The sequence below is a fragment of the Actinotignum sanguinis genome (assembly GCF_030230305.1).
Lineage (GTDB): Bacteria > Actinomycetota > Actinomycetes > Actinomycetales > Actinomycetaceae > Actinotignum > Actinotignum sanguinis.
On record NZ_JASPCQ010000006.1, the window covers coordinates 78,084 to 96,882 of the forward strand.

The 18,799-nt window shown below is 62.8% G+C and carries 12 protein-coding genes and 1 other RNA gene; 6 read left to right on the forward strand and 7 right to left on the reverse strand.

The features are described 5' to 3' along the window. Positions 1-6 precede the first annotated feature (6 nt). Positions 7-1,779, forward strand: a complete 1,773-nt coding sequence (sucB, locus tag QP828_RS04790) for a 2-oxoglutarate dehydrogenase, E2 component, dihydrolipoamide succinyltransferase (RefSeq protein WP_274733665.1) — start codon at positions 7-9, stop codon at positions 1,777-1,779. A gap of 1,192 nt (positions 1,780-2,971) precedes the next feature. Here sucB and QP828_RS04795 read toward each other — a convergent pair. Continuing rightward, positions 2,972-3,487 (reverse strand): hypothetical protein, encoded by a 516-nt coding sequence (locus QP828_RS04795; RefSeq protein ID WP_284891309.1) that lies wholly within the window; start codon positions 3,485-3,487, stop codon positions 2,972-2,974. Between the two features lie 216 nt (positions 3,488-3,703). Here QP828_RS04795 and QP828_RS04800 point away from each other — a divergent pair, with 216 nt between their 5' ends. Together QP828_RS04800 and glnA are read left to right on the forward strand one after the other, a co-directional pair. Continuing rightward, entirely contained in the window at positions 3,704-4,405 is a 702-nt protein-coding gene (locus tag QP828_RS04800) for a DUF4191 family protein (RefSeq protein WP_284891310.1), read from the forward strand. Between the two features lie 173 nt (positions 4,406-4,578). Then, positions 4,579-6,003 (forward strand): type I glutamate--ammonia ligase, encoded by a 1,425-nt coding sequence (glnA, locus tag QP828_RS04805; RefSeq protein WP_126134779.1) that lies wholly within the window; start codon positions 4,579-4,581, stop codon positions 6,001-6,003. A gap of 29 nt (positions 6,004-6,032) precedes the next feature. On the opposite strand, the gene QP828_RS04810 is transcribed toward glnA, so the two are convergent. The 3 genes from QP828_RS04810 to QP828_RS04820 are packed head-to-tail and all read right to left on the reverse strand — an operon-like array spanning position 6,033 to position 11,584. Then, complete coding sequence (locus QP828_RS04810) at positions 6,033-8,978, reverse strand: bifunctional [glutamine synthetase] adenylyltransferase/[glutamine synthetase]-adenylyl-L-tyrosine phosphorylase (RefSeq protein ID WP_279058189.1); 2,946 nt, start codon at positions 8,976-8,978, stop codon at positions 6,033-6,035. Positions 8,979-8,995: 17 nt separating this feature from the next. Continuing rightward, positions 8,996-10,333 (reverse strand): glutamine synthetase family protein, encoded by a 1,338-nt coding sequence (locus QP828_RS04815; RefSeq protein ID WP_274734438.1) that lies wholly within the window; start codon positions 10,331-10,333, stop codon positions 8,996-8,998. 51 nt (positions 10,334-10,384) lie between these two features. After that, positions 10,385-11,584, reverse strand: coding sequence for a DUF2207 family protein (locus QP828_RS04820; protein WP_274735403.1), 1,200 nt, complete (start codon positions 11,582-11,584; stop codon positions 10,385-10,387). A 90-nt stretch (positions 11,585-11,674) separates the two neighbouring features. Here QP828_RS04820 and panB point away from each other — a divergent pair, with 90 nt between their 5' ends. Both panB and map read left to right on the forward strand, forming a co-directional pair. After that, the gene (panB, locus tag QP828_RS04825) at positions 11,675-12,481 is read left to right on the forward strand and encodes a 3-methyl-2-oxobutanoate hydroxymethyltransferase (RefSeq protein WP_274735402.1); all 807 of its coding nucleotides are present in this window, start codon (positions 11,675-11,677) and stop codon (positions 12,479-12,481) included. 9 nt (positions 12,482-12,490) lie between these two features. Beyond that, positions 12,491-13,402, forward strand: coding sequence for a type I methionyl aminopeptidase (gene map, locus QP828_RS04830; RefSeq protein WP_274735401.1), 912 nt, complete (start codon positions 12,491-12,493; stop codon positions 13,400-13,402). A gap of 59 nt (positions 13,403-13,461) precedes the next feature. Here map and rnpB read toward each other — a convergent pair. Continuing rightward, positions 13,462-13,806, reverse strand: an RNA gene (gene rnpB, locus QP828_RS04835) — RNase P RNA component class A. A gap of 546 nt (positions 13,807-14,352) precedes the next feature. Here rnpB and QP828_RS04840 point away from each other — a divergent pair. Then, positions 14,353-16,740, forward strand: a complete 2,388-nt coding sequence (locus QP828_RS04840) for an LPXTG cell wall anchor domain-containing protein (RefSeq protein ID WP_274735400.1) — start codon at positions 14,353-14,355, stop codon at positions 16,738-16,740. 379 nt (positions 16,741-17,119) lie between these two features. Here the strand turns inward: QP828_RS04840 and QP828_RS04845 are convergent, their stop codons facing one another. Both QP828_RS04845 and QP828_RS04850 read right to left on the reverse strand, forming a co-directional pair. Beyond that, positions 17,120-17,860 (reverse strand): zinc ribbon domain-containing protein, encoded by a 741-nt coding sequence (locus QP828_RS04845; protein ID WP_274735399.1) that lies wholly within the window; start codon positions 17,858-17,860, stop codon positions 17,120-17,122. A gap of 107 nt (positions 17,861-17,967) precedes the next feature. Further along, positions 17,968-18,753 carry a Nif3-like dinuclear metal center hexameric protein gene (locus QP828_RS04850; protein WP_274735398.1) on the reverse strand — a complete coding sequence of 262 codons (786 nt, stop codon included), beginning with the start codon at positions 18,751-18,753 and terminating at the stop codon, positions 17,968-17,970. Positions 18,754-18,799: the final 46 nt, after the last annotated feature.

An 18,799-nucleotide genomic window follows, 5' to 3' on the forward strand; every position in this document is an offset into this window, starting at 1 on the left:
AACTCTATGTCTGAACCGTTGAAGATGCCCGCCCTGGGCGAATCCGTCACCACCGGTACCGTGACCGCCTGGCTCAAGCAGGTGGGCGATACCGTGTCGCTCGATGAGCCGATTGTCGAAGTGTCCACAGACAAGGTCGATTCGGAAGTTCCCTCTCCCGCGGAAGGTGTTATCGAACAGATCCTCGTCCAGGAAGACGAAGAAGTTGAAGTAGGTGCCATCCTCGCCTATATCGGTGATGGCTCCGGCGTGGCTGCTCCGGCGGCTCCCGCCAGCAACGCGGCCCACGCGGAAGAAGCGGCCCCGGCTGCTGCTCCGGCGGCACCGGCCCCCGCTCCGAGCGCTCCTGCACCAGCAGCTCCCGCCCCGCAGCAGGGCGGCTCGGCTACCACCGGTGTGGAAGTGAAAATGCCGGCCCTGGGTGAATCGGTTAGTGAAGGAACCGTCACCTCGTGGCTGGTGGCCGAAGGTGAGGAAGTCGAAGCCGGCCAGCCCATCGTGGAAGTCTCCACCGATAAGGTCGATTCGGAAGTTCCGGCCCCGGCCGCTGGCACCATTCAGAAGATTGTGGTCCAGGAAGATGAAACGGTTGCGGTGGGTACCGTGATCGCTTATATCGGCGACGGCGCAGCCGCGCCCGCTCCCGCGGCTCCCGCCGCCGGCGCGGCCCCGGCTGAAGCACCGGCCGGTGTGGCAGCGGTCCAAGAACCGGCTTCCGGTACCCCGCAGCACGGCACCCCTGCCCAGCAGGAAAACCAGGCGCATACGCCGGATCTGGATTCGGCTGCTGCCGGTACCGGATTCTCCGAACCCGATGCTTATATCACCCCGATCGTGCGGAAGCTGGCCAAGGACTTGAACGTGGATCTCTCCGCGGTCAAGGGCTCCGGCGTGGGTGGGCGTATTCGCCGCCAGGATGTGGAAGAGGCAGCCGCTGCCGCACAGAAGGCCGCGGAAGAAGCCGCGCGTGCCCAGGCTGCCGCTTCTCAGCCGGCCCCGGCCGCAGCTGCGGCCCCCGCCCCGGCAAAGAAGGCCACGCCGAGCGCGCCTTCCGCTGAGGCGGCTCAGCTGCGTGGTACCACCGCGAAGATGACGCGCCTGCGCCAGACCATCGCCAAGCGCATGGTGGAATCCCTCCAGATTTCGGCGCAGCTGACCACCGTTATCAAGGTGGATGTCACGAAGATCGTCAAGCTTCGGGAAGCCAATAAGGCTGCTTTCGCAGAACGTGAAGGCACCAAGCTGACCTACCTACCCTTCTTCGTCAAGGCTGCTGTCGATACCCTGAAGAACCACCCGAAGCTCAACGCCACCATCAAGGACAACGAAGTGGAGTACTTCGATTACGAGAACATCGGCATCGCGGTGGATACCCCCAAGGGCCTGTTCGTCCCGGTGATCAAGAACGCCGGTGATCTCAATATCGCGGGCCTGGCACGCGCCATTAACACCGGTGCCGCCAAGGTACGCAATGGCGAAGCCGCGGTTGATGACCTCACCGGCGGTACCTTCACCATTACGAATACCGGCTCTAACGGCGTCATGTTTGACACCCCGGTCATCAACCAGCCGGAGGTAGCCATTCTGGGGATCGGTGCGATTATGCGCGAACCTGGCATCGTCAAGGATGCGGACGGCAACGAATCCATCGGTATTCGTTCCTACCTCTACCCCGCCATCACGTACGATCACCGTTTGGTCGACGGTGCAGATGCGGGCCGCTTCCTCAAGGAGTTCAAGGCTCGCCTGGAAGAAGCCGATTTCGAGGGTGCGTTCTAAGGAACTCGGTTAGTGGGCTACTCAGCACCTGGGTAGCAAAGTAGCTTACTAACACAACCTCGTCCGCACGCGTGACCGCGCGTGAAGATGCTCCCCGGTTCCGATAGTGCTCATGGGCATTATCGGAACCGGGGAGCTTTCGGGTTAATAGACGGGTTAATAGACAGTCGGGGGTGCGGACGGAGCTGCACGAACCGTGCCCGGAAACAAAGTCCGAGGGAGAGCACCGTTTCGGGATGGTTTCGTGTCCCTTACGCGCATCCTGTGGGAGGAGATGTCCCGCACTCGCACTTTGCCTAACCGGGCTGCCTGGCTGACCCGCGAATCTGGAGCACTGCACCGGACCACCGCGCCTGAGCATTGCGCTGTATCACCGCGCTGCAACGGCGATTGGGGCCTGTGCCACCCGCCGCCTTGCTTCGCCGCCCACCGCGCCACCTGCTGCCTTGCCTCCCCGCCACCGCCCGCCGCGCCGGCGGGGAGGGGGTGTTTTCCCGGGATGTACTTCGCATGTACGACAAGCGCAGTACAGTTATGAAAACAGATCCCCCTCCCCAGAGGCCGATGTGACTATTGAAGTTCGTGAGGCCCATGAGACTCTCGCGGGAAGGCAGCCGCGTTTGCCCGAAATCAAAATGCAACGGCAGCTACATTAAGAAATTGTTTTGATGTCGTGGGGTTGCTTTTTGTGGGGCGCACTGTCGTGGGGTTGCATCCTGTGGGACCCACTGTCGTGGGGTTGCATTCTGAAGAGCTGCCCGTCGAGATGTTGCTTTTTATGGGGCCCACTGTCGTGAGGTTGCTTTTTGTGGGGGCCTCCTGCCGGGAGGACGCATCCTGGGGGCTTCACTGTCGGCGCGTTGCTATTTATGGGCATCACCGCTCGCATCGTCCACGCTTGCCCACGCGAGCGAGTGACCACGGCAGGGCCAGCTAATAGCATGCAGGTGGGTAACAGTTTTTCTGCGGTTCTATATCCGTGACCTACATTCTGCCTCCCTAACACTCCACAACGCGCCGGCCCTGGATGCGACTAACCCGGCCCTGGATGCGACTAACCCGGCCCGGTATCGCTACCGCAAACCTGTTGTTGCTAAGCCTGTACTTGGGGTGTCGTTTAGTCTTACGAACACGCCTGGCGATGTTAGTAACCGGTCAATTGTCTCGGAGGTGATAAACACGGGCGGCCCGCTTACAAACACGGGTGAACCGCCACAATCCGCCACGGCTGCGGACTCAGCTGCCACCGCGCACACCGCTCCGGTTGCGGCCCGACAGTTTCCCCGTTGGCAAGCACGAGGCGCCGCTGCACGGTGATGACCTCAAGGAGATCCTCCCCTACCCACGCCGCTTTCCGCACCTCGGTTTCCACCTTCGCAACCGGAGAGGTTTCCAATGCGCTGCGCAACTGTGCATCTGCTGCCGCCGCGGCGCCCTCCGGAACGCTCAAGCTACTCAAAGAAGCGGTATCACCAGCGGTGAGTGCAGCATCGCGAGCCGCTACCAGCTGGCGGGCCACCGCCAGCGCTTCCGGATCCCGACCGCCGCGAAGCTCCGCATTGGCCGCCTGCTGCGGGCCGGTGCGCGCCTCCTTCATACCGGGAACAAGAGCACCGAGAATCATTCCCGCGAGTATGCCCGCGACCATCCCGAAAACGCATAATCGCACCAGGAGAGCCACCGGCTTCGTCTTCTCTTCCCCCGACATGGGGACAGTTCACCACCACCGCCCCATCCCGTCCAGGGAGCATCCACAGGCGAGCTTGCCGCGGCGTCGTTTTCCACAAGTCGCACGGGTCATCGCACGGGTCAGCGGCGCTCCTCAAGCTGCCCGCAGGCGTGAGATTGGGCCCGGTGCTCAACAAAGCCGGCGCTATCGTCTAGAATCGACGGGGACTATCGAGAAGGATTTAAAAGGAATCAGATGGCACAGGATAAGAACAAGGGCGCGAAGAAGAAGCCGGGCTTTTTCAAGACTCTGCGTGACGCATTCACCATCGCGAAGCGTACCTACCGGCATCTAGGCTGGTGGCTTGCCCTGGCCGGGCTCGCGGGCTTGGGGATCGGCATTCTCCTCGGCTTCCTTACGAAGAGCTGGATCGCGTGGACCGTTTTCGGTATTCTCCTCATGCTTCTGCTCCCCATGCTGCTTCTCACCCGGGCGGTGCGGTCGGCCAGCTACGCGCAGCTGGATGGCATGCCGGGGGCAACCTCCGCGATTCTCGATTCGTTGCGCGGCTCGTGGGTCAAGCAAACCGAACCGGTGCGTTTCAACGCGCGCCACCAAGATTTCGTTTTCCGGCTCATCGGGCGGCCCGGCGTGGTTCTCGTCGCCGAAGGCCCCATCTCACGCACCCGCAAGCTCATTGATGATGAACGCCGCGCTATTCGCCGGGTAGCACCGAATGCCCCGGTGCACGCTCTTTTCATGGGTAATGGCGAAGGCCAGGTTCCGCTCGCCAAGCTCGAGCGGGCCATTAAGAAGCTTAAGAAGGAAATTTCCGCCCAGGAAGTTTCGGCCCTGTCCCAGCGCCTCGACGCATTGGGGAATAAGGCGCTCAATATCCCCAAGGGCATTGATCCCACTAATATTCGCGCTAATCGGCGGGCCCTGCGCGGCCAGTAGGCCGCGCCGCCGTCGTACATATTCAACGCAATTTTCGCTATCCGCCCGGGGAATTCCACACGAGTTCCGCCGGGCGGAGGCGTGTCCGCAGGTTTTTGAGCAGGGCGTAGCGCGCTAAAATACATGGGGTAAACCGCACCGCTAGCCGAGCCGCGCGCCGGGAGGAGTCCACCATGTTCACAAGTGTCGCCGAAGCTGCCGAGTTTATCGCGGAGCACGAAATCCAGTTCCTCGATATTCGTTTTTGCGACCTGCCCGGCGTTATGCAACATTTCACGGTGCCCGCCACCCAGGCAACCGCGGAAAAAATGAACGAGGGCTACATGTTTGATGGCTCCTCTATCCGCGGATTCACCTCGATTCACGAATCGGATATGAAACTGCTCCCGGATGTGTCCACCGCTTTCGTGGATCCTTTCCGCGCGGAGCCCACCCTCATCATGAATTTCAACGTGGTGGATCCCTATACGGATGAGCCCTTTGCGCGCGATCCGCGCAATGTTGCCGAACGTGCCGAAGCCTACCTGCGTTCCACGGGAATTGCGGACACGATTTCAGTGGGTGCGGAAGCAGAGTTTTATTTATTCGACGACGTACGCTATGACACCGCGGTCAATCATTCTATGTACGTCATCGATTCCAATGAGGGATCGTGGAATTCGAGCCGGCCGGAGCCGGGCGGGAATACCGGCTACAAGATTCCGCACCAGCAGGGTTATTTCCCGGTGGCACCGGTGGATGCCAATGAGGATGTACGCGATGTCATGTGCCAATATTTGGCGCAGGTGGGCCTGGATGTGGAACGCGCCCATCACGAAGTGGGTGCGGGCGGCCAGCAGGAAATTAACTACCGTTTCAATTCCCTGCGCGCCGCGGCAGATGACCTCATGAAATTCAAGTACGTGATTCGCCGGGCCGCCGATGAATGCGGGAAAACTGCCACATTCATGCCCAAGCCGCTTTTTGATTCAGCCGGCTCGGGGATGCACTGCCATATGTCGCTCTGGAAGGATGGCCAGCCGCTTTTCCATGATCCGCGCGGCTACGGCCAGCTTTCGGACCTGGCCCGCTGGTACGTGGGCGGCCTGCTGGCGCACGGGAAGGCACTCGCGGCCTTCACCAACCCCTCCGTGAACTCGTACCGGCGCCTGGTTCCCGGTTTCGAAGCTCCCATTAATTTGGTCTATTCGGCGCGCAACCGCTCAGCCGCGATCCGGATTCCGCTCAGCGGAAATTCTCCGGCCTCCAAGCGTATTGAATTCCGGGTTCCCGATCCCACCGCTAATCCCTATCTGGCTTTCTCCGCCGAGCTCATGGCGGGCCTGGACGGCATCCGTAACCGGATCGAACCGCCCGCCCCCATCGACAAGGATATTTACGAGCTACCTCCGGAAGAATACGCGGATATCGAGACGATCCCCGCCTCCCTCGATGAGGCTTTGGCCGAGCTGGAAGCCGATCACGATTTCCTTCTCGAAGGGGATGTCTTTACGGAGGATTTCATCGCCACCTGGATTAAGTACAAGATGGATGCGGAAGTCACGCCCCTGCGCGCCCGCCCGCACCCTTACGAATTCGAGCTGTACTACACGCTCTAAACGGGCTACCCGCTCTCAAGGGGCGCGGGCTACGTATCCCGCCCGTAAAAAACATGTTCCACGGCGGTGCGGGCATGGCGTGCGGCCCGGGCGCGCCGGTCGAGGACATCGGCGGCGTGCCCGGCGCCCAGGATCGCGGCCATACGTTCGCGTTCGCGCGGATCACGCGGAATGACCTGGGCGGCACTCCCGGTCCGGCCGGTAGCCACAAAGGCGGCCTGGCGGAGTGCACTGGCAGCCCGCCAGCCTTCCAGCAGGGCATTTTCCTGCGCCGCGGTGATGAGCCCGGCGGCACCCGCCGCCCGCAGCGCCTCCCCCGTTCCGGTCACCCGAAGCTGCGGATAGGCCGCCGCGTGCTCAAGCTGAAGGAGCTGCGCGGTCCACTCCACATCCGCACTCCCACCCGGGCCTAGTTTGAGATGAGAAGCCGGGGCCACTCCCCCGGGGATTCGTTCCTTTTCCACCCGCACTTTCATGAGCCGGATAGCGGTACGCCGCGCCTCATCCCAGTGTGCCGGGTAGCGCAGCGGGGCGATCATCTCCACGAAACGTTCCCCGAGCGCGCGATCCCCACCCACCGGGCGGGCCCGCAGCAAAGCCTGGAATTCCCAGGGCTCGGCCCAGGCCCGGTAGTACTCCGCGTAGGAATCCAGGCGCCGGGCCAGCGGCCCGCTCCGGCCCTCCGGGCGCATATCCGCGTCCACGGCTAACGGCGGTACCCCGCCCGTTTCCTGTTCCACGCGCATGAAGGCCCGGGCCAGCGCATCGGCATATCCCGCGGCCGCCTCGGGTCCATCCCAGACGAACATCACATCAGCATCGGAGGTATAGCCACATTCGCGTCCGCCCAGGCTCCCCAAACCGATCACCGCAAAAGAAACCTCGGGCTGGCTATCCGCCGCACTATTTTCTGCGACGACGGCGCACTTGGCCGCGCGCACTCCGGCTTCCACCGCGCATTCCACAGCGTTACTCACCGCGCCCGCCACCTCATCGGGCCCGAGCAGCCCGAGAGCCTGGGCCATGGCGGTGCGCAGCACCTCGCGCCAGCGCAACCACCGGCCCGCCCCGGCGATCTCCTTAGGGCTGCTGCGCCGCTCAAGAAGCGCGTCCAGCTCCCCGCGCAGCGCATCCGCGCTGCGCGGGGCCAGTTCGGCGTCGTCGCCCAACCACGCGATGGATTCAGGAAGCTCGGGGATATCACGGGCGAGGAAACGCGAACGGGCCAGGATAAGGGCGAGGCGGTGCGCGACGGGCCCGCCGTCGCGCAGGGTGCGCATATACCAGGAGGTATCCCCCATTTTTTCCGAGAGCACCCGGAAGGCGAGGAGCCCGGCATCCGGTTCGGGACCTTCCGCAAACCAGCCGAGCATCACGGGGAGGAGCTGGCGGGCGATCGCTGCGCTCCTGCTGCTTCCCGCGGTCAGGGCGGCGATATGGCGCAAGGCCCCGGCAGGGTCGCGGTAGCCGATACTGGCGAGGCGGCTGCGGGCGGCCTCGGGGGCGAGGGAAATATCATCCGCGGAGAGCTGGGCTGCGGCGGGCAGGAGAGGCCGATAGAAAATATCTTGGTGGAGTTCACGCACCTCCCGGCGTACCTGCGCGAAAGCTTCGAGAAGCGCGCCGGCGTCGGGCAGGCCGAGGGAGCGGGCCAGGCGGCGCAGGTCATCTTCCCGGGTCGGAAGCACGGCGGCGCGGCGCAAGCGCACCATTTGGGCGCGGTGTTCCAGGCAACGCAGCCACCGGTAGTGGTGGTCGAGGCGGGCGGCATGCGTGCGAGAAATATATCCGCCTTCGGACAGACTCGCGAGCGCCGTGGTAGTAGTGGCCGAGCGGATGGTGGTATCTACTCGCCCGTGGACTAATTGGAGGAGCTGGACGGTGAATTCGACGTCGCGCAGGCCGCCCGCCCCTAGTTTGATATGGCGTTCGCGTTGGGCGGTGGGGATATGGGATTCGACGCGGGTACGCATGGCCCGGGCGTCGGTCACGAAATTCTCTCGGGAGGCAGCGTTCCATACCAGCGGGCGGGTGGCGCGCACGTAACTTTCACCGAGTTCGCGGTTTCCTGCGGCTACCCGGGCTTTGAGGAGGGCTTGGAATTCCCAGCTTTGCGCCCAGGTAGCGTAGTAATCCAGGTGGGAGGCAAGGGTGCGGACAAGGGAGCCGGTGCCGCCTTCGGGGCGTAGCGCGGTATCAATGGTCCACAGGGCACTTTCGGGACCGGGTGCGCTGATATATCCGGCGAGGGTGGTGGCCAGTGCGGTGCCGATCTCCAGTGCCCGTTCTTCGCTCACGCCCGGGCGGGGTTCGGTGATATAAACAACGTCCACGTCGGAGGCGTAATTGAGTTCCCCTCCCCCAGTTTTCCCGAGCGCGATGATCGTGAAGTCAATATCCTGGGCATCAGGTACCCGGGTGCGGGCGAGCTGGAGGGCACCTTCCAGGGTGGCGCAGGCCAGGTTAGAGAGGGTGGCGGCCGCCTCGGGCAGGCGGATAAGGGGGTCGGGGAGGGTGAGATCCCAGCCGGCCAGGGTGAGAATACGGGTGTAATAGTGGGCTCGTAGCGCGGCAATAGCATCCTGGAGGTTGTTTGCGGTGCCGGTGAGCCAGGGGGCGAGGGCAGCTCGCATGGCGGTGCGTTCCTCCGCCTCGCTCAGGAGCGCGCGCCTTTCTGCTTCCTCCGCGCTGCCGCACAGGTTACGGGCGGCTTCCGGGTGCCGGGCCAGGTGATCGGCCAGCGCGGTGGAAAGCCCGAGGACAGCGAGGAGGCGCGGCCGGGCGGCGGCGTCGCAGCCTACGCCCTCCCGGCGGGTTAAACCGAGCCGGGCACAGGCCGCAAGTGCCCGGTCCGGGTCCGCCACGTGCGTGAAATCCTCGGGCTGCCAGGCGCCGGCCTCCAGATCCGGAACGGCGCGTTCGGGGGCCGTGAATCCAGAGCGCCGGGCCCGCTGGGCGAGGGTGAGACGACGCATACCCGTTCCCCGCTACCCTAGCGATCCGCGCGGAAACGTGCGCGTTCCAGCGGGGTAACCTGGGCGCGGTATTCGGCCCATTCGGCGCGTTTATCACGCAGGAAGTAATCGAAGGCATCTTCGCCCAGAATCTCGGCAACCAGATCGGAGCCCTCCATGAGCTTGAGGGCGGAGTCCAGGCTCCCGGGTAGGGATTCGATGCCGAGTACCGAGCGTTCCATATCGGTGAGGAGGAGAACGTCCGTATCGGCCGGATCGGAAAGATCGTATTTCCCTTCGATTCCGGCCAGGCCAGCGCCGAGTACCGCAGCAAAAGCTAGGTAGGGATTGGCGGCCGTGTCCAGGGCGCGGTATTCCAGGCGTGCTGATTGCGGTTTCGTGGGTTTATATTCGGGTACCCGCACGAGGGCGGATTGATTGCGCGGCCCCCAGCACACATAGGGTGGGGCTTCCCCGCCGCCCCACAGTCGCTTATAGGAATTGACGTGCTGGTTGGTGACAGCGGTAATTTCGCGGGCGTGGCGCATGAGGCCGGCGAGGAAACGCCGCGCCGTCACCGACATTCCGAACTGGCCGCGTTGATCGTGGAAGGCATTTGTTTCGCCTTCGAAAAGCGAGAAATGGGTGTGCATGGCCGATCCGGGCCAGTGCGCCAAGGGCTTGGGCATGAAGGATGCTTCCACCCCGTGACGCAGTGCCACTTCTTTAATGATGACGCGGGCGGCCATAATGCTATCGGCCATCGTTAGGCAATCGGCGTAGCGCAGATCTACTTCTTGCTGGCCCGGGCCAATTTCGTGGTGGGAAAATTCCACGCTGATGCCCACGTCCTCCAGGGAGAGGATCACATCCCTGCGGAAATTATGAGCCACCGAGCGGGTAACGTAATCAAAATAGGAGGCCGAATCGATCGGGGTGGGCTCTTCATCATCGCTCGCCCCGGGCTGGAACAGGTAGAACTCGACTTCCGGGTGGGCGTAGGCGGTGAAGCCCAGATCCTCGCAGCGCCGCAGGGTACGTTGCAGAATGGCCCGGGGGTCGGAGCGGGCTGGTTCACCTTCGCGGGTGAGGATATCGCAGAACATGAAAGCGGCGTCGTCGCTCCCATCCACGCCACGCAATACCGCAAAGGTAGAAGCATCCGGGCGCGCAATCATATCTGACTCATAAACGCGCGTGAGCCCTTGAATGGCCGAGCCGTCAAAACCGACGCCCTCCGCGAAAGCATTATCGAGCTCCACGGGGGCTACCGCCACGGATTTGAGGGTGCCGACGATATCGGTGAACCACAACCGCACGTAGCGGATGCCCCGGTCGGTTATGGTGCGAAGGACGTGTTCTTGCTGGTCATCCATGGCGCTTCATCTTTCCGTTCTGTATCCGTGGGGTGTTGCGGGCGTGGTCCATTAGGTGTGGGTGCGAATTGCGGCGGGTAGTAATCCGCGCACGAAGCGCCGCAGGTGGCGGCGCCGCGCGTGCGGGAGATCGTGGGCGAGCGGGTGGGAACGGAAGCGGGTTTCCAATACGCTCAGGGCCTCGCGCAGCTGGTACCAATTTGTGATGTCTTCGCCGGCAAAATGCAGCCACGGGAGGGCCGCGCCGACGTCGCGCATATCCCGCGAGTTAATTCGCTCGAGGGAACGGACCCATTCATCCGCGCATTCCAGGGCATAAGCCCAGCCCACATAAGAAGCGAGGACGTCCGCGCTCACCCCAGCGAAACGGGGAGCCGCGGTGAGGAAACGCCGGAAACCTTCCACTTGGTCGCTGGCCACCACCCCGTTCGGAGTGAGAGAAGAAAAATTGAGGAGCCCCACGAATCCGCAGAACACCAGCCAGCCGCCCACGATGAGCCAATACCAGGACAGTTCAAAAGCCAGGGCCCCGATAAAGGCCAATCCCGTCAGGGCGATACCACCGAAGAAGAGTACGGCTGCCAGCGACCCCACTAATTCGCGCCCGTGGTGGTACCAGCCCCGCCGCGATACCACTTCCGCTTTGCTATCGCGCGCGATGGCGAGGGCGAGGCGGGTGGAGAAGCCCTGCACGCGTAGCACCGGGCGGGAGGCGGCGGGCAGCCCGGCGTTTTCCATCGCGGTGCGATACGAGCGATCATCGAATGGCTCAGATTCACGGAATGCTGCCGATTCGGCGCTCTGCGGGGAGGCGAGGGCCGCCAGAACCCGCATCTCAAAAGGTTCGAGGGTGGAGGTATCCGCCTCGGTGAGCGAAATTGTGATCATCTGGCCACGTAAGGCCGGATCGCGGAAGAAGTCAATGGTGAGGAACCCGCGGGCGGCCAGGTCGAGGAGGGTGGTGATGGCGGCGTCGTCCGCGGCGTAGTGGCGGTGCATAAAAGCCCCGAGGGCGGCCGGCATCTCCGGAGGGATGGTGCGCACCGGCGGGCGGGTATGCCGGCGGCGGCGCCGGTAATTATGGCCGGTTACCCCGGCAGGTTCACGCGGATACACCCCGCGCGGCAGATCGGCATATTCCCTACTGGGGATAAGCGCCAGGCACATAATGACCAGGGCAGTCACCCCGATCCCTAAGGCTAACCAGAATTCCAGTGCGTTCATGGACACCAGCTCAAGCAAGGGTTCCACAGTCACCTCCTCGCACCTAGCGTACCGTGCCCGATGATGCACCGGCGCGCGTGACCTAGTACTCTAAGCCATAGATATCGGGAGGTAATCATGACGGAGTTCTCACCGGCACGAATTCGGGTGCAGCACCTGAATGAAATGGTCGCTAACGGAGAGGTGCTCACGGCACTGACCTGCTATGACGCTCTCACAGCGCGCATTTTGGACGCGGCCGGAATCGATATTTTGGTGGTGGGTGATTCCATCGGCAATACCGCCATGGGATTCTCCTCCACAATCCAGGTCACCCTGGAAGATATTGAGCGCGCCACCAGCGCCGTTATGCGCGGCACCACCCGGGCTTTCATCATTGCCGATATGCCGATGGGCACCTATGAAGAAGGCCCTGCGCAAGCTATCCGCACCGCTATCCGCCTGGTGCGGGCGGGCGCCGATGCGGTGAAATTAGAAGGCGGGGAAGCTTTCGCACCCATCGTCGAAGCCCTCACCCACGCCGGGATTAACGTGGTGGCCCACGTCGGCTACCGGCCCCACGCCGACGCTGCCTTGGGTGGCCCCCGGGTGCAAGGCCGGGATGAAGAAGAAAGTGAGGCCATTATCGACGATGCGGTCTCGCTGGAGAAGGCGGGCGCTATTGCCGTCGTCGTCGAAATGGTACCCGGGAAACTCGGAGCGAAAATTACCGAAATTCTCTCAGTTCCCACCCTCGGGATCGGGGCCGGCTACCGCACGTCCGGGCAGCTACTCGTATGGCCGGATATGGCCGGAATGAATGAATGGCAGCCCTCCTACGCCAAGCGTTTTGGTGAGGTGGGTAGCGCGCTCAGCAACGCGGTCACGGCTTTCCGCACGGCCGTCAAGAGCCGGGAATTCCCGGATAAGGAGCACAGTTTCTAAGCCACTACAATGGTGGCTATGAGTCTTGCAGCACGTGCGCCGCTCGGTTCGGCGCGTCCCGGAAAGATTTCGCCGCGCCGTAAAGTTCCGGCCCATATTGAACGCCCCGAATACATGTTTCATGACGGGCCGGAAGTGATCACCGCCTCGGATGTGAAAACTGAGGAAACGATTGAGCGGATTCGGGTGGCGGGAACCATTGCCGCGGATGCCATGTACGAGGCCGCCAAAGCGATCCGCCCGGGCGTGAGCACCGATGAACTAGACCGCATCGCCCACGAGTACATGATCGATAACGGCGCCTACCCCTCGTGCCTGGGCTATATGGGTTTCCCCAAGTCGATCTGCACTTCCGTCAACGAAGTTATCTGCCACGGTATCCCTGATGACCAGGTGCTACGCGAAGGTGACATTATCAACCTGGACGTGACGGCCTATAAGGACGGCGTGCACGGGGATACCAATGCCACTTTCGGTGTGGGTGAGATCGACGAAGAATCCCGCCTGCTTATTGAACGCACCGCCACCGCCACCCTGCGCGGGATTAAGGCGGCGCGCCCCGGGCGCCAGGTCAACGTGATCGGCCGAGTGATTGAGTCGTATACCAAGCGTTTCGATTACGGGGACGTGCGTGATTTCACCGGGCACGGCGTGGGAGAGGCTTTCCATTCCGGCCTCATTATTCCGCATTACGACGCCGCACCTTTGCACGGGGAAACCATCGAAGAGAATATGGTCTTTACGGTGGAGCCCATGGTGACGCTGGGAACTATCGACTATGAGATCTGGGATGATGACTGGACGGTCGTGACCAAGGACCGCGGGCGCACCGCCCAATTTGAGCACACCATCGTGGTGCGGGAAAGCGGGCCAGAGATTTTGACGCTGCCCTCCGATCCGAAACTCGGGCTGCGGCTCTAGGCGGATATGCACGCTGGGGCAGATATGCACGTGGGGGCGGATTCGAAAATCCGCCCCCACTGTCATCTTGGCCTATACGCCGGGTTCTGTACCGCTCGCGCGGCGGCGACCATCCATCTACGTGCGCCATTGCTGACGCACTCTAGCAATCCACCCGTGCCCTAGACGAGGAGCCTGACGGGGCACTGTCTGATCTTGCTCCCGGTGGGGCTTGCCGTGCCATGCCGGTCACCCGGCACGCGGTGGTCTCTTACACCACCCTTTCACCCTTACCTTGCGGCGGTTTACTTTCTGTTGCGCTTTCCCGCGGGTCACCCCGGGTGGGCGTTACCCACCACCGTCCTCTACGGAGCCCGGACGTTCCTCGAGGCGCATACGCGCCGCGCGGCCGCCCGGCCAACATGACCCGTTTATGCTACCAGTCTGACGGGTGCACGGCAGCCATCCCCGCGATTATTACCCGGATTCGAAACGATACAAGAATGCCTTTTCTGAATGTATATACCGCATCAATTACCGCGAGTAATATTGCCGGATTGTTACTTTGCTCATATACGAAAGCGCGAAAGGCTGGGAAAGTAAGGCAGGCCGTTCCTACTCGAACTACCGCAATTATTAAGTGTTTGAGGATCCCTTGCCCCTAAATATTAAACCTGCTTAGAATCCGATCAACAGTCAAAACAGCGACGTTTCGCAAGTTTTCTCTGTTAGTAGGTAATGGATGCGGGGGCCGACTTTGCGTGAGGGTCGGCCCCCGCACCGCAACACAGACGGCTACGCACACGCCACGAGCTGCATATATACACCGCCGTAGACGCTCACCACATTTAACCAAAGGTCATATACGGATACACCGCACGGCCCGTAGACTTTGGATGTTTCATTAAACACTCAAAATTGCAGATTAGCCGCTCAGGATAGTACTGCAATGTCTTTCGCGAAGGATTCCCATGAGGCAGCGTATCTCCCGAATCGCCAGTACTCTCACCGTGACCACCCTCGCCCTCACAATGGCGGGTACCGTGGCCGCCCAGGCCCAACCGACCGCCGACTCCCCCGCTCCGGGCGCTTCCTTTAGCTCCTGCACGGATTCCCCGAAAGCAACGGCCGCGGTCGCCCAAGCGAATTCCGAACGGGACGCGCTGCTCCAGAAATCGGAAACTGCACAGCAAGATCTCACAGCCGCCCAGGCTGCCGCAACGGAGGCACAAGCCGCGAAAGATTCGGCTACCGCGAAACTGAACGCCGCGGAGAAGGCCGCCCAGGCTGCCGTACAGGCCCGCGATGCGGCCAAGGCTGCGCTGGATGCGTTCCAGGCGGAAGGGCAGGCGGCGAAAGATGCGATTCCCGCGGCGCGCACCGCTCTGGAAGCGGCGGAGAGCCAGGTAGTGGCGGCGTCGGCCCAAAAGGAGAAAGACGCCGCAGCAGCGGCCGACGCACAACGCGTTCTTGACGAGAAGACTGCGCAGCTCGCCGCGAAGACGCAGGTGGAGAAAGATGCCCGCGCAAAGCTGGAGGCGGCGCAGGAGGCCGAGGCTGCCGGAAATGCTGAACGCGAGAAGCTCGCCGCGCAGCTGCGTGAGGTAACCGCGAAGAAGAATCAGGCGGACGCGGATTTGCAGACTGCACGGGCCAAGGAACGCGCGGCTCAGGATACCCGCGACCAGGTTGCCGCGCGGGAAGCGGAAAAGGTTGCCGCGGCGCAGCGGGCGCACGACGACGCCGTCGCTGCCGTTCCCGCCGCCCAGAGCGCGAAAGATGAAGCGCAGCAGGCGGCCACCGCGGCAGCTAACGATGTGACGCTCAAGCGCGCTGATGATGAAACTGCCCAGCGTAATGTCAAGGATTCGGAAGCGAAGCTGGCGCAGGCCACGCAAAAACTCGGCGATCTTGAGAATGCGCTTACCGGACTCAAGAACCGCCAGGCCGAGGTGCAGGCCGCACTGCCGGGACTGGAACAGGCCAAGAATGATGCCGAAGCCGCCTACAACGAGGCCCAAGCGGCCGAGGACGAGGCGAAGGAGATGTACGAAGCCGCCGCCGGGGACAAGAAGAATTACAGTAACGAGGAAGTGGAGCAGTTCCGGCAGGAATGGGAAGCGAAGAAGGCTGAAACCGCCCCGAAGAAGGCTGCATTCACGCAGGCGAATGAGGCGTATACCGCCAAGGTTGCGGAAAAGAATGAGCTCGCCACCCAGATTCCCGCCAAAGAAGCGGAGCGTGATGCGGCGCAGACCGAGAAGACTGGCCTGGAGGCCACCCACGCCGCGAATCAGCAGGCCGCGCAGGAAAGCGCCGCGCAGCTGACGGCCGCGGTGGAAAGCGAGAAGGCGAAGCGCGCTGCTGTTGCCGAGAAAGACGCGGCTCTCACCGCGGCTCAGCAGCAGGTAGAAACCACGAAGGCAGCCCTCGCCGCCGCGGAGACCGCCGCGACGGAAGCAACCCGCCCCGCCGATGAGGCGCTAACGGCAGCCCAGCAGGAAACCACCGCCGCACAGGAGAAAGCCACGCAGGCGAACAAGGAGCTGGAAGACCTCTCCGCGAAGATTATCAATGAGTTCGTGCCGAAGCTCAATGACCTCAAGGCTAAGCGCGAAGAAGCCCAGCAGGAGCACACCCAAGCGGCAACAGCCCTGACGGAGGCCGAGACCGCGAAGGGCGCTGCCGACCAGGAACTTGAGAAGGCGAAGGCGGCGGCGGACAAGAGTTCCACCGCGCTGACGGCCGCCGAGGGGGCACGCGATAAGGCCCGCCAGCAGGTTGCGGATCTGGAAGCAGCCGCGGCGAAGCTGGACGGCTTGCAGGCCGAATATGACAAGTTGGCAGCGGCGGCTACCCAGCCGGAGGCTGATGCCGCGGCGGCCCGTGAGCACGATACGGCTGCGAGCGCCACCCTTGCCGAAGCGACGCAGAAGGTCGCGGCGGCGGATGCTGCGGCGAAACAGCTCACGGATGATCTAGCGGCGGTCGATGCCCGTATCGCGGCATTGCGTACCTTCCTGGAGAAATGTGCGGCAGAGCAGCCGGAAACTCCTGGTGCGGGAGAGACGCCGGGTGCGGGTGAGCAACCCGGCACCGGGGCTGCTACTCCGAGCGCGCCGGCACCGGAAACGCCTGCACCGAATGCCCCGGCACCGGGCGGCAAGCACGCCGATCCTGCCGCTCCGGTAGCCCCGGCAGCCCGCGCTAAGCAGTCGGTTGCCAAGCACGCCGCGGCCGCGGCGCAGCTGCCGAACACCGGTGCGGAAAGTACCGGTGTGGCCGGTGCGGCTCTGCTGCTTATGCTGGCTGGAACGGGCGCGGTGGCGTATGCCTCCCGCAAGCGTGCCGCGCGCTAGAAACCGCATGGCTAGCGTTCCCTACCAGCCGCGGGCCTAGCCGGCACGGGCACAGCCGCGGGCCTAGCCGGCACGGGCACAGCCGCGGGCCTAGCCGGCACGGGCAGCTGGGAACATAGCCCCAAGAAGCGCATTCGGATGGTGGCCGGGAAGATCTTTATGGTCTTTCCGGCCACCTATATGTGTGCCAGAGCTGAAGTGGTACTGGAGCTACAGCAAGAGCCCATTTTCTTGTCGGGAAGTACCACTACGTGCGGCCCGATGTTCTCGGGTACCACTCTGATGGCTCACCTGGCTCAACGCGAGCCTCGCTCCCGGGCCTGGCTAATGCTCGGGCAAGGAAAAATGTTCTCCGCGCCCCGCGCACCCGGGCAATCACCTAGGCTTCGTCGTAATCCACCGGAACGATAATGCAGTCGTAATCCTCGGAAAGATAAATATCATCTTCCGGGGTGGACTTGATTTGTGCTACTTCTACCGGGGAGAGTGTGATTCCAGCGCCGGTGGCACCGTTGGGAGTCATGGTCATGACCGCGTAGCCACCGGTGGCAACCGAGTGTTCGTACACTTTTTTGAGCGACGCCGCCAGCGGTGCATAAAGCTCCTCGCGGTGGGCGCGGATTTTTTCTTGAGAGGCGGTAAGCTCGGCAACCACATCTTCCAATTCGGAACGCTGCGCCAGTACTTTTTCTTGGAGTGCATCAATAGCTGCGCCCAGTTCCCGCACCCGTTCCTCGCCGCCTTCAACCGCTTCAAGCGCGGTGAATTCTCTGTCCGAAGTTTCCTCGAGGGTAGCCCGCAAAGCCGCCATTTCGTCTTCCAAAACAAGCAGATCGCGGGATGTCAGCCCGGTTCCGGCATTATATTCTTCTTCTTTGTCCGCAACCTGGCGCGCTAATTCCGCGCTGGTTTTTTCAATATCTGCCAAGTCTGCCCGTGCCTGCTCCAGCTGCGTTTCCGCCGCGGCTTTTTCCCGCCCGCGCGCGGCAATCGCATTGAGGAGTTTCCCCAGGGATACCCGCAGCGGATGCTGAGTATTCTCCCGCTCGAGGCGGTTGAGCTGCGCATCCAAATCAGCAACTTGAAGCAGGATAAGTTGATCGGCACGGGGTGCTTTCATCGGGTGGATCTCCTTCGACTCGCACGAAAGGCGCGCGGCGCGCCTCCCCTATTCTATGTGGGAGAGCCCGCCCCGCGCAGGGTACCGCCACCGCAGCCGCGGTCGCCTCAGCCACGCACCGCGATATTCCACGCATCCGTGGGAATCGCGGAGATATACGTATTCAGCTGCGGGAAATGTTCACGCAGGCGCTCCTCCATCTCACCGAGCACCGGCCATTCACTGGCCCAGTGGGTGGCGCAGATGAGCGCGCAGCCACCGTCCCAGATATGGTCGGTGGCCGGGTGGTGGCGTAAATCCGCGGTGAGATAGGCATCCGCGCCCGCGGCTTTCGCGGCCGCTAAGAGTGAATCTCCCGAACCGGAGCAGATAGCCAGGCGCCGCACTTCCCGCTCGGGATCACCCGCCCCGAGCACCCCGGCCGGGGTATGCGGTAATACCTGAGCTACCTTCTCCACCAGTTTCCCGAAGGGCACGGGCGCAATGCTCCCCACCCCGCCGATTCCGGATTCGGGATCCAGCGGCCTCTCGATCTCCACGCCCAGAAGCCGCGCGAGCGCAACGGTGGAGGCCACCACGTCCGCATTGGTATGGGCACTGAAAAGCGCGACTCGCCCGCGCACCAACTGCGTTATCCACCGCCCCTTGGCGAAAGTTCCCGCCACGGTGGAAGTTCCGCGCAAAAAGAGCGGGTGGTGGGTGATGAGGAGGTCAGCACCGCGTTCGCAGGCTTCTTGCACGGTTGCTTCACACGGGTCGACGGCGAAAGCGACGCTGCGCACCTCATCGCTGGGCAGGCCTGCCACCAGGCCGACCCGATCCCAGCTTTCCGCGCACGCGGGTGGGAATAATTCGTCCATAACCGCGGTGATATCCGCCACTGTATATGTCATGAATCCACCCTACCCGGGGCGCCTACGGAACTGAAAATGCGCGTTC

Coding starts and splice junctions, on each gene's coding strand:
- sucB (WP_274733665.1), top strand. CDS start 7: ATGTCTGAACCGTTGAAGATGCCCGCCCTGGGCGAATCCGTCACCACC.
- QP828_RS04795 (WP_284891309.1), bottom strand. CDS start 3,487: ATGTCGGGGGAAGAGAAGACGAAGCCGGTGGCTCTCCTGGTGCGATTA.
- QP828_RS04800 (WP_284891310.1), top strand. CDS start 3,704: ATGGCACAGGATAAGAACAAGGGCGCGAAGAAGAAGCCGGGCTTTTTC.
- glnA (WP_126134779.1), top strand. CDS start 4,579: ATGTTCACAAGTGTCGCCGAAGCTGCCGAGTTTATCGCGGAGCACGAA.
- QP828_RS04810 (WP_279058189.1), bottom strand. CDS start 8,978: ATGCGTCGTCTCACCCTCGCCCAGCGGGCCCGGCGCTCTGGATTCACG.
- QP828_RS04815 (WP_274734438.1), bottom strand. CDS start 10,333: ATGGATGACCAGCAAGAACACGTCCTTCGCACCATAACCGACCGGGGC.
- panB (WP_274735402.1), top strand. CDS start 11,675: ATGACGGAGTTCTCACCGGCACGAATTCGGGTGCAGCACCTGAATGAA.
- map (WP_274735401.1), top strand. CDS start 12,491: ATGGTGGCTATGAGTCTTGCAGCACGTGCGCCGCTCGGTTCGGCGCGT.
- QP828_RS04840 (WP_274735400.1), top strand. CDS start 14,353: ATGAGGCAGCGTATCTCCCGAATCGCCAGTACTCTCACCGTGACCACC.
- QP828_RS04845 (WP_274735399.1), bottom strand. CDS start 17,860: ATGAAAGCACCCCGTGCCGATCAACTTATCCTGCTTCAAGTTGCTGAT.
- QP828_RS04850 (WP_274735398.1), bottom strand. CDS start 18,753: ATGACATATACAGTGGCGGATATCACCGCGGTTATGGACGAATTATTC.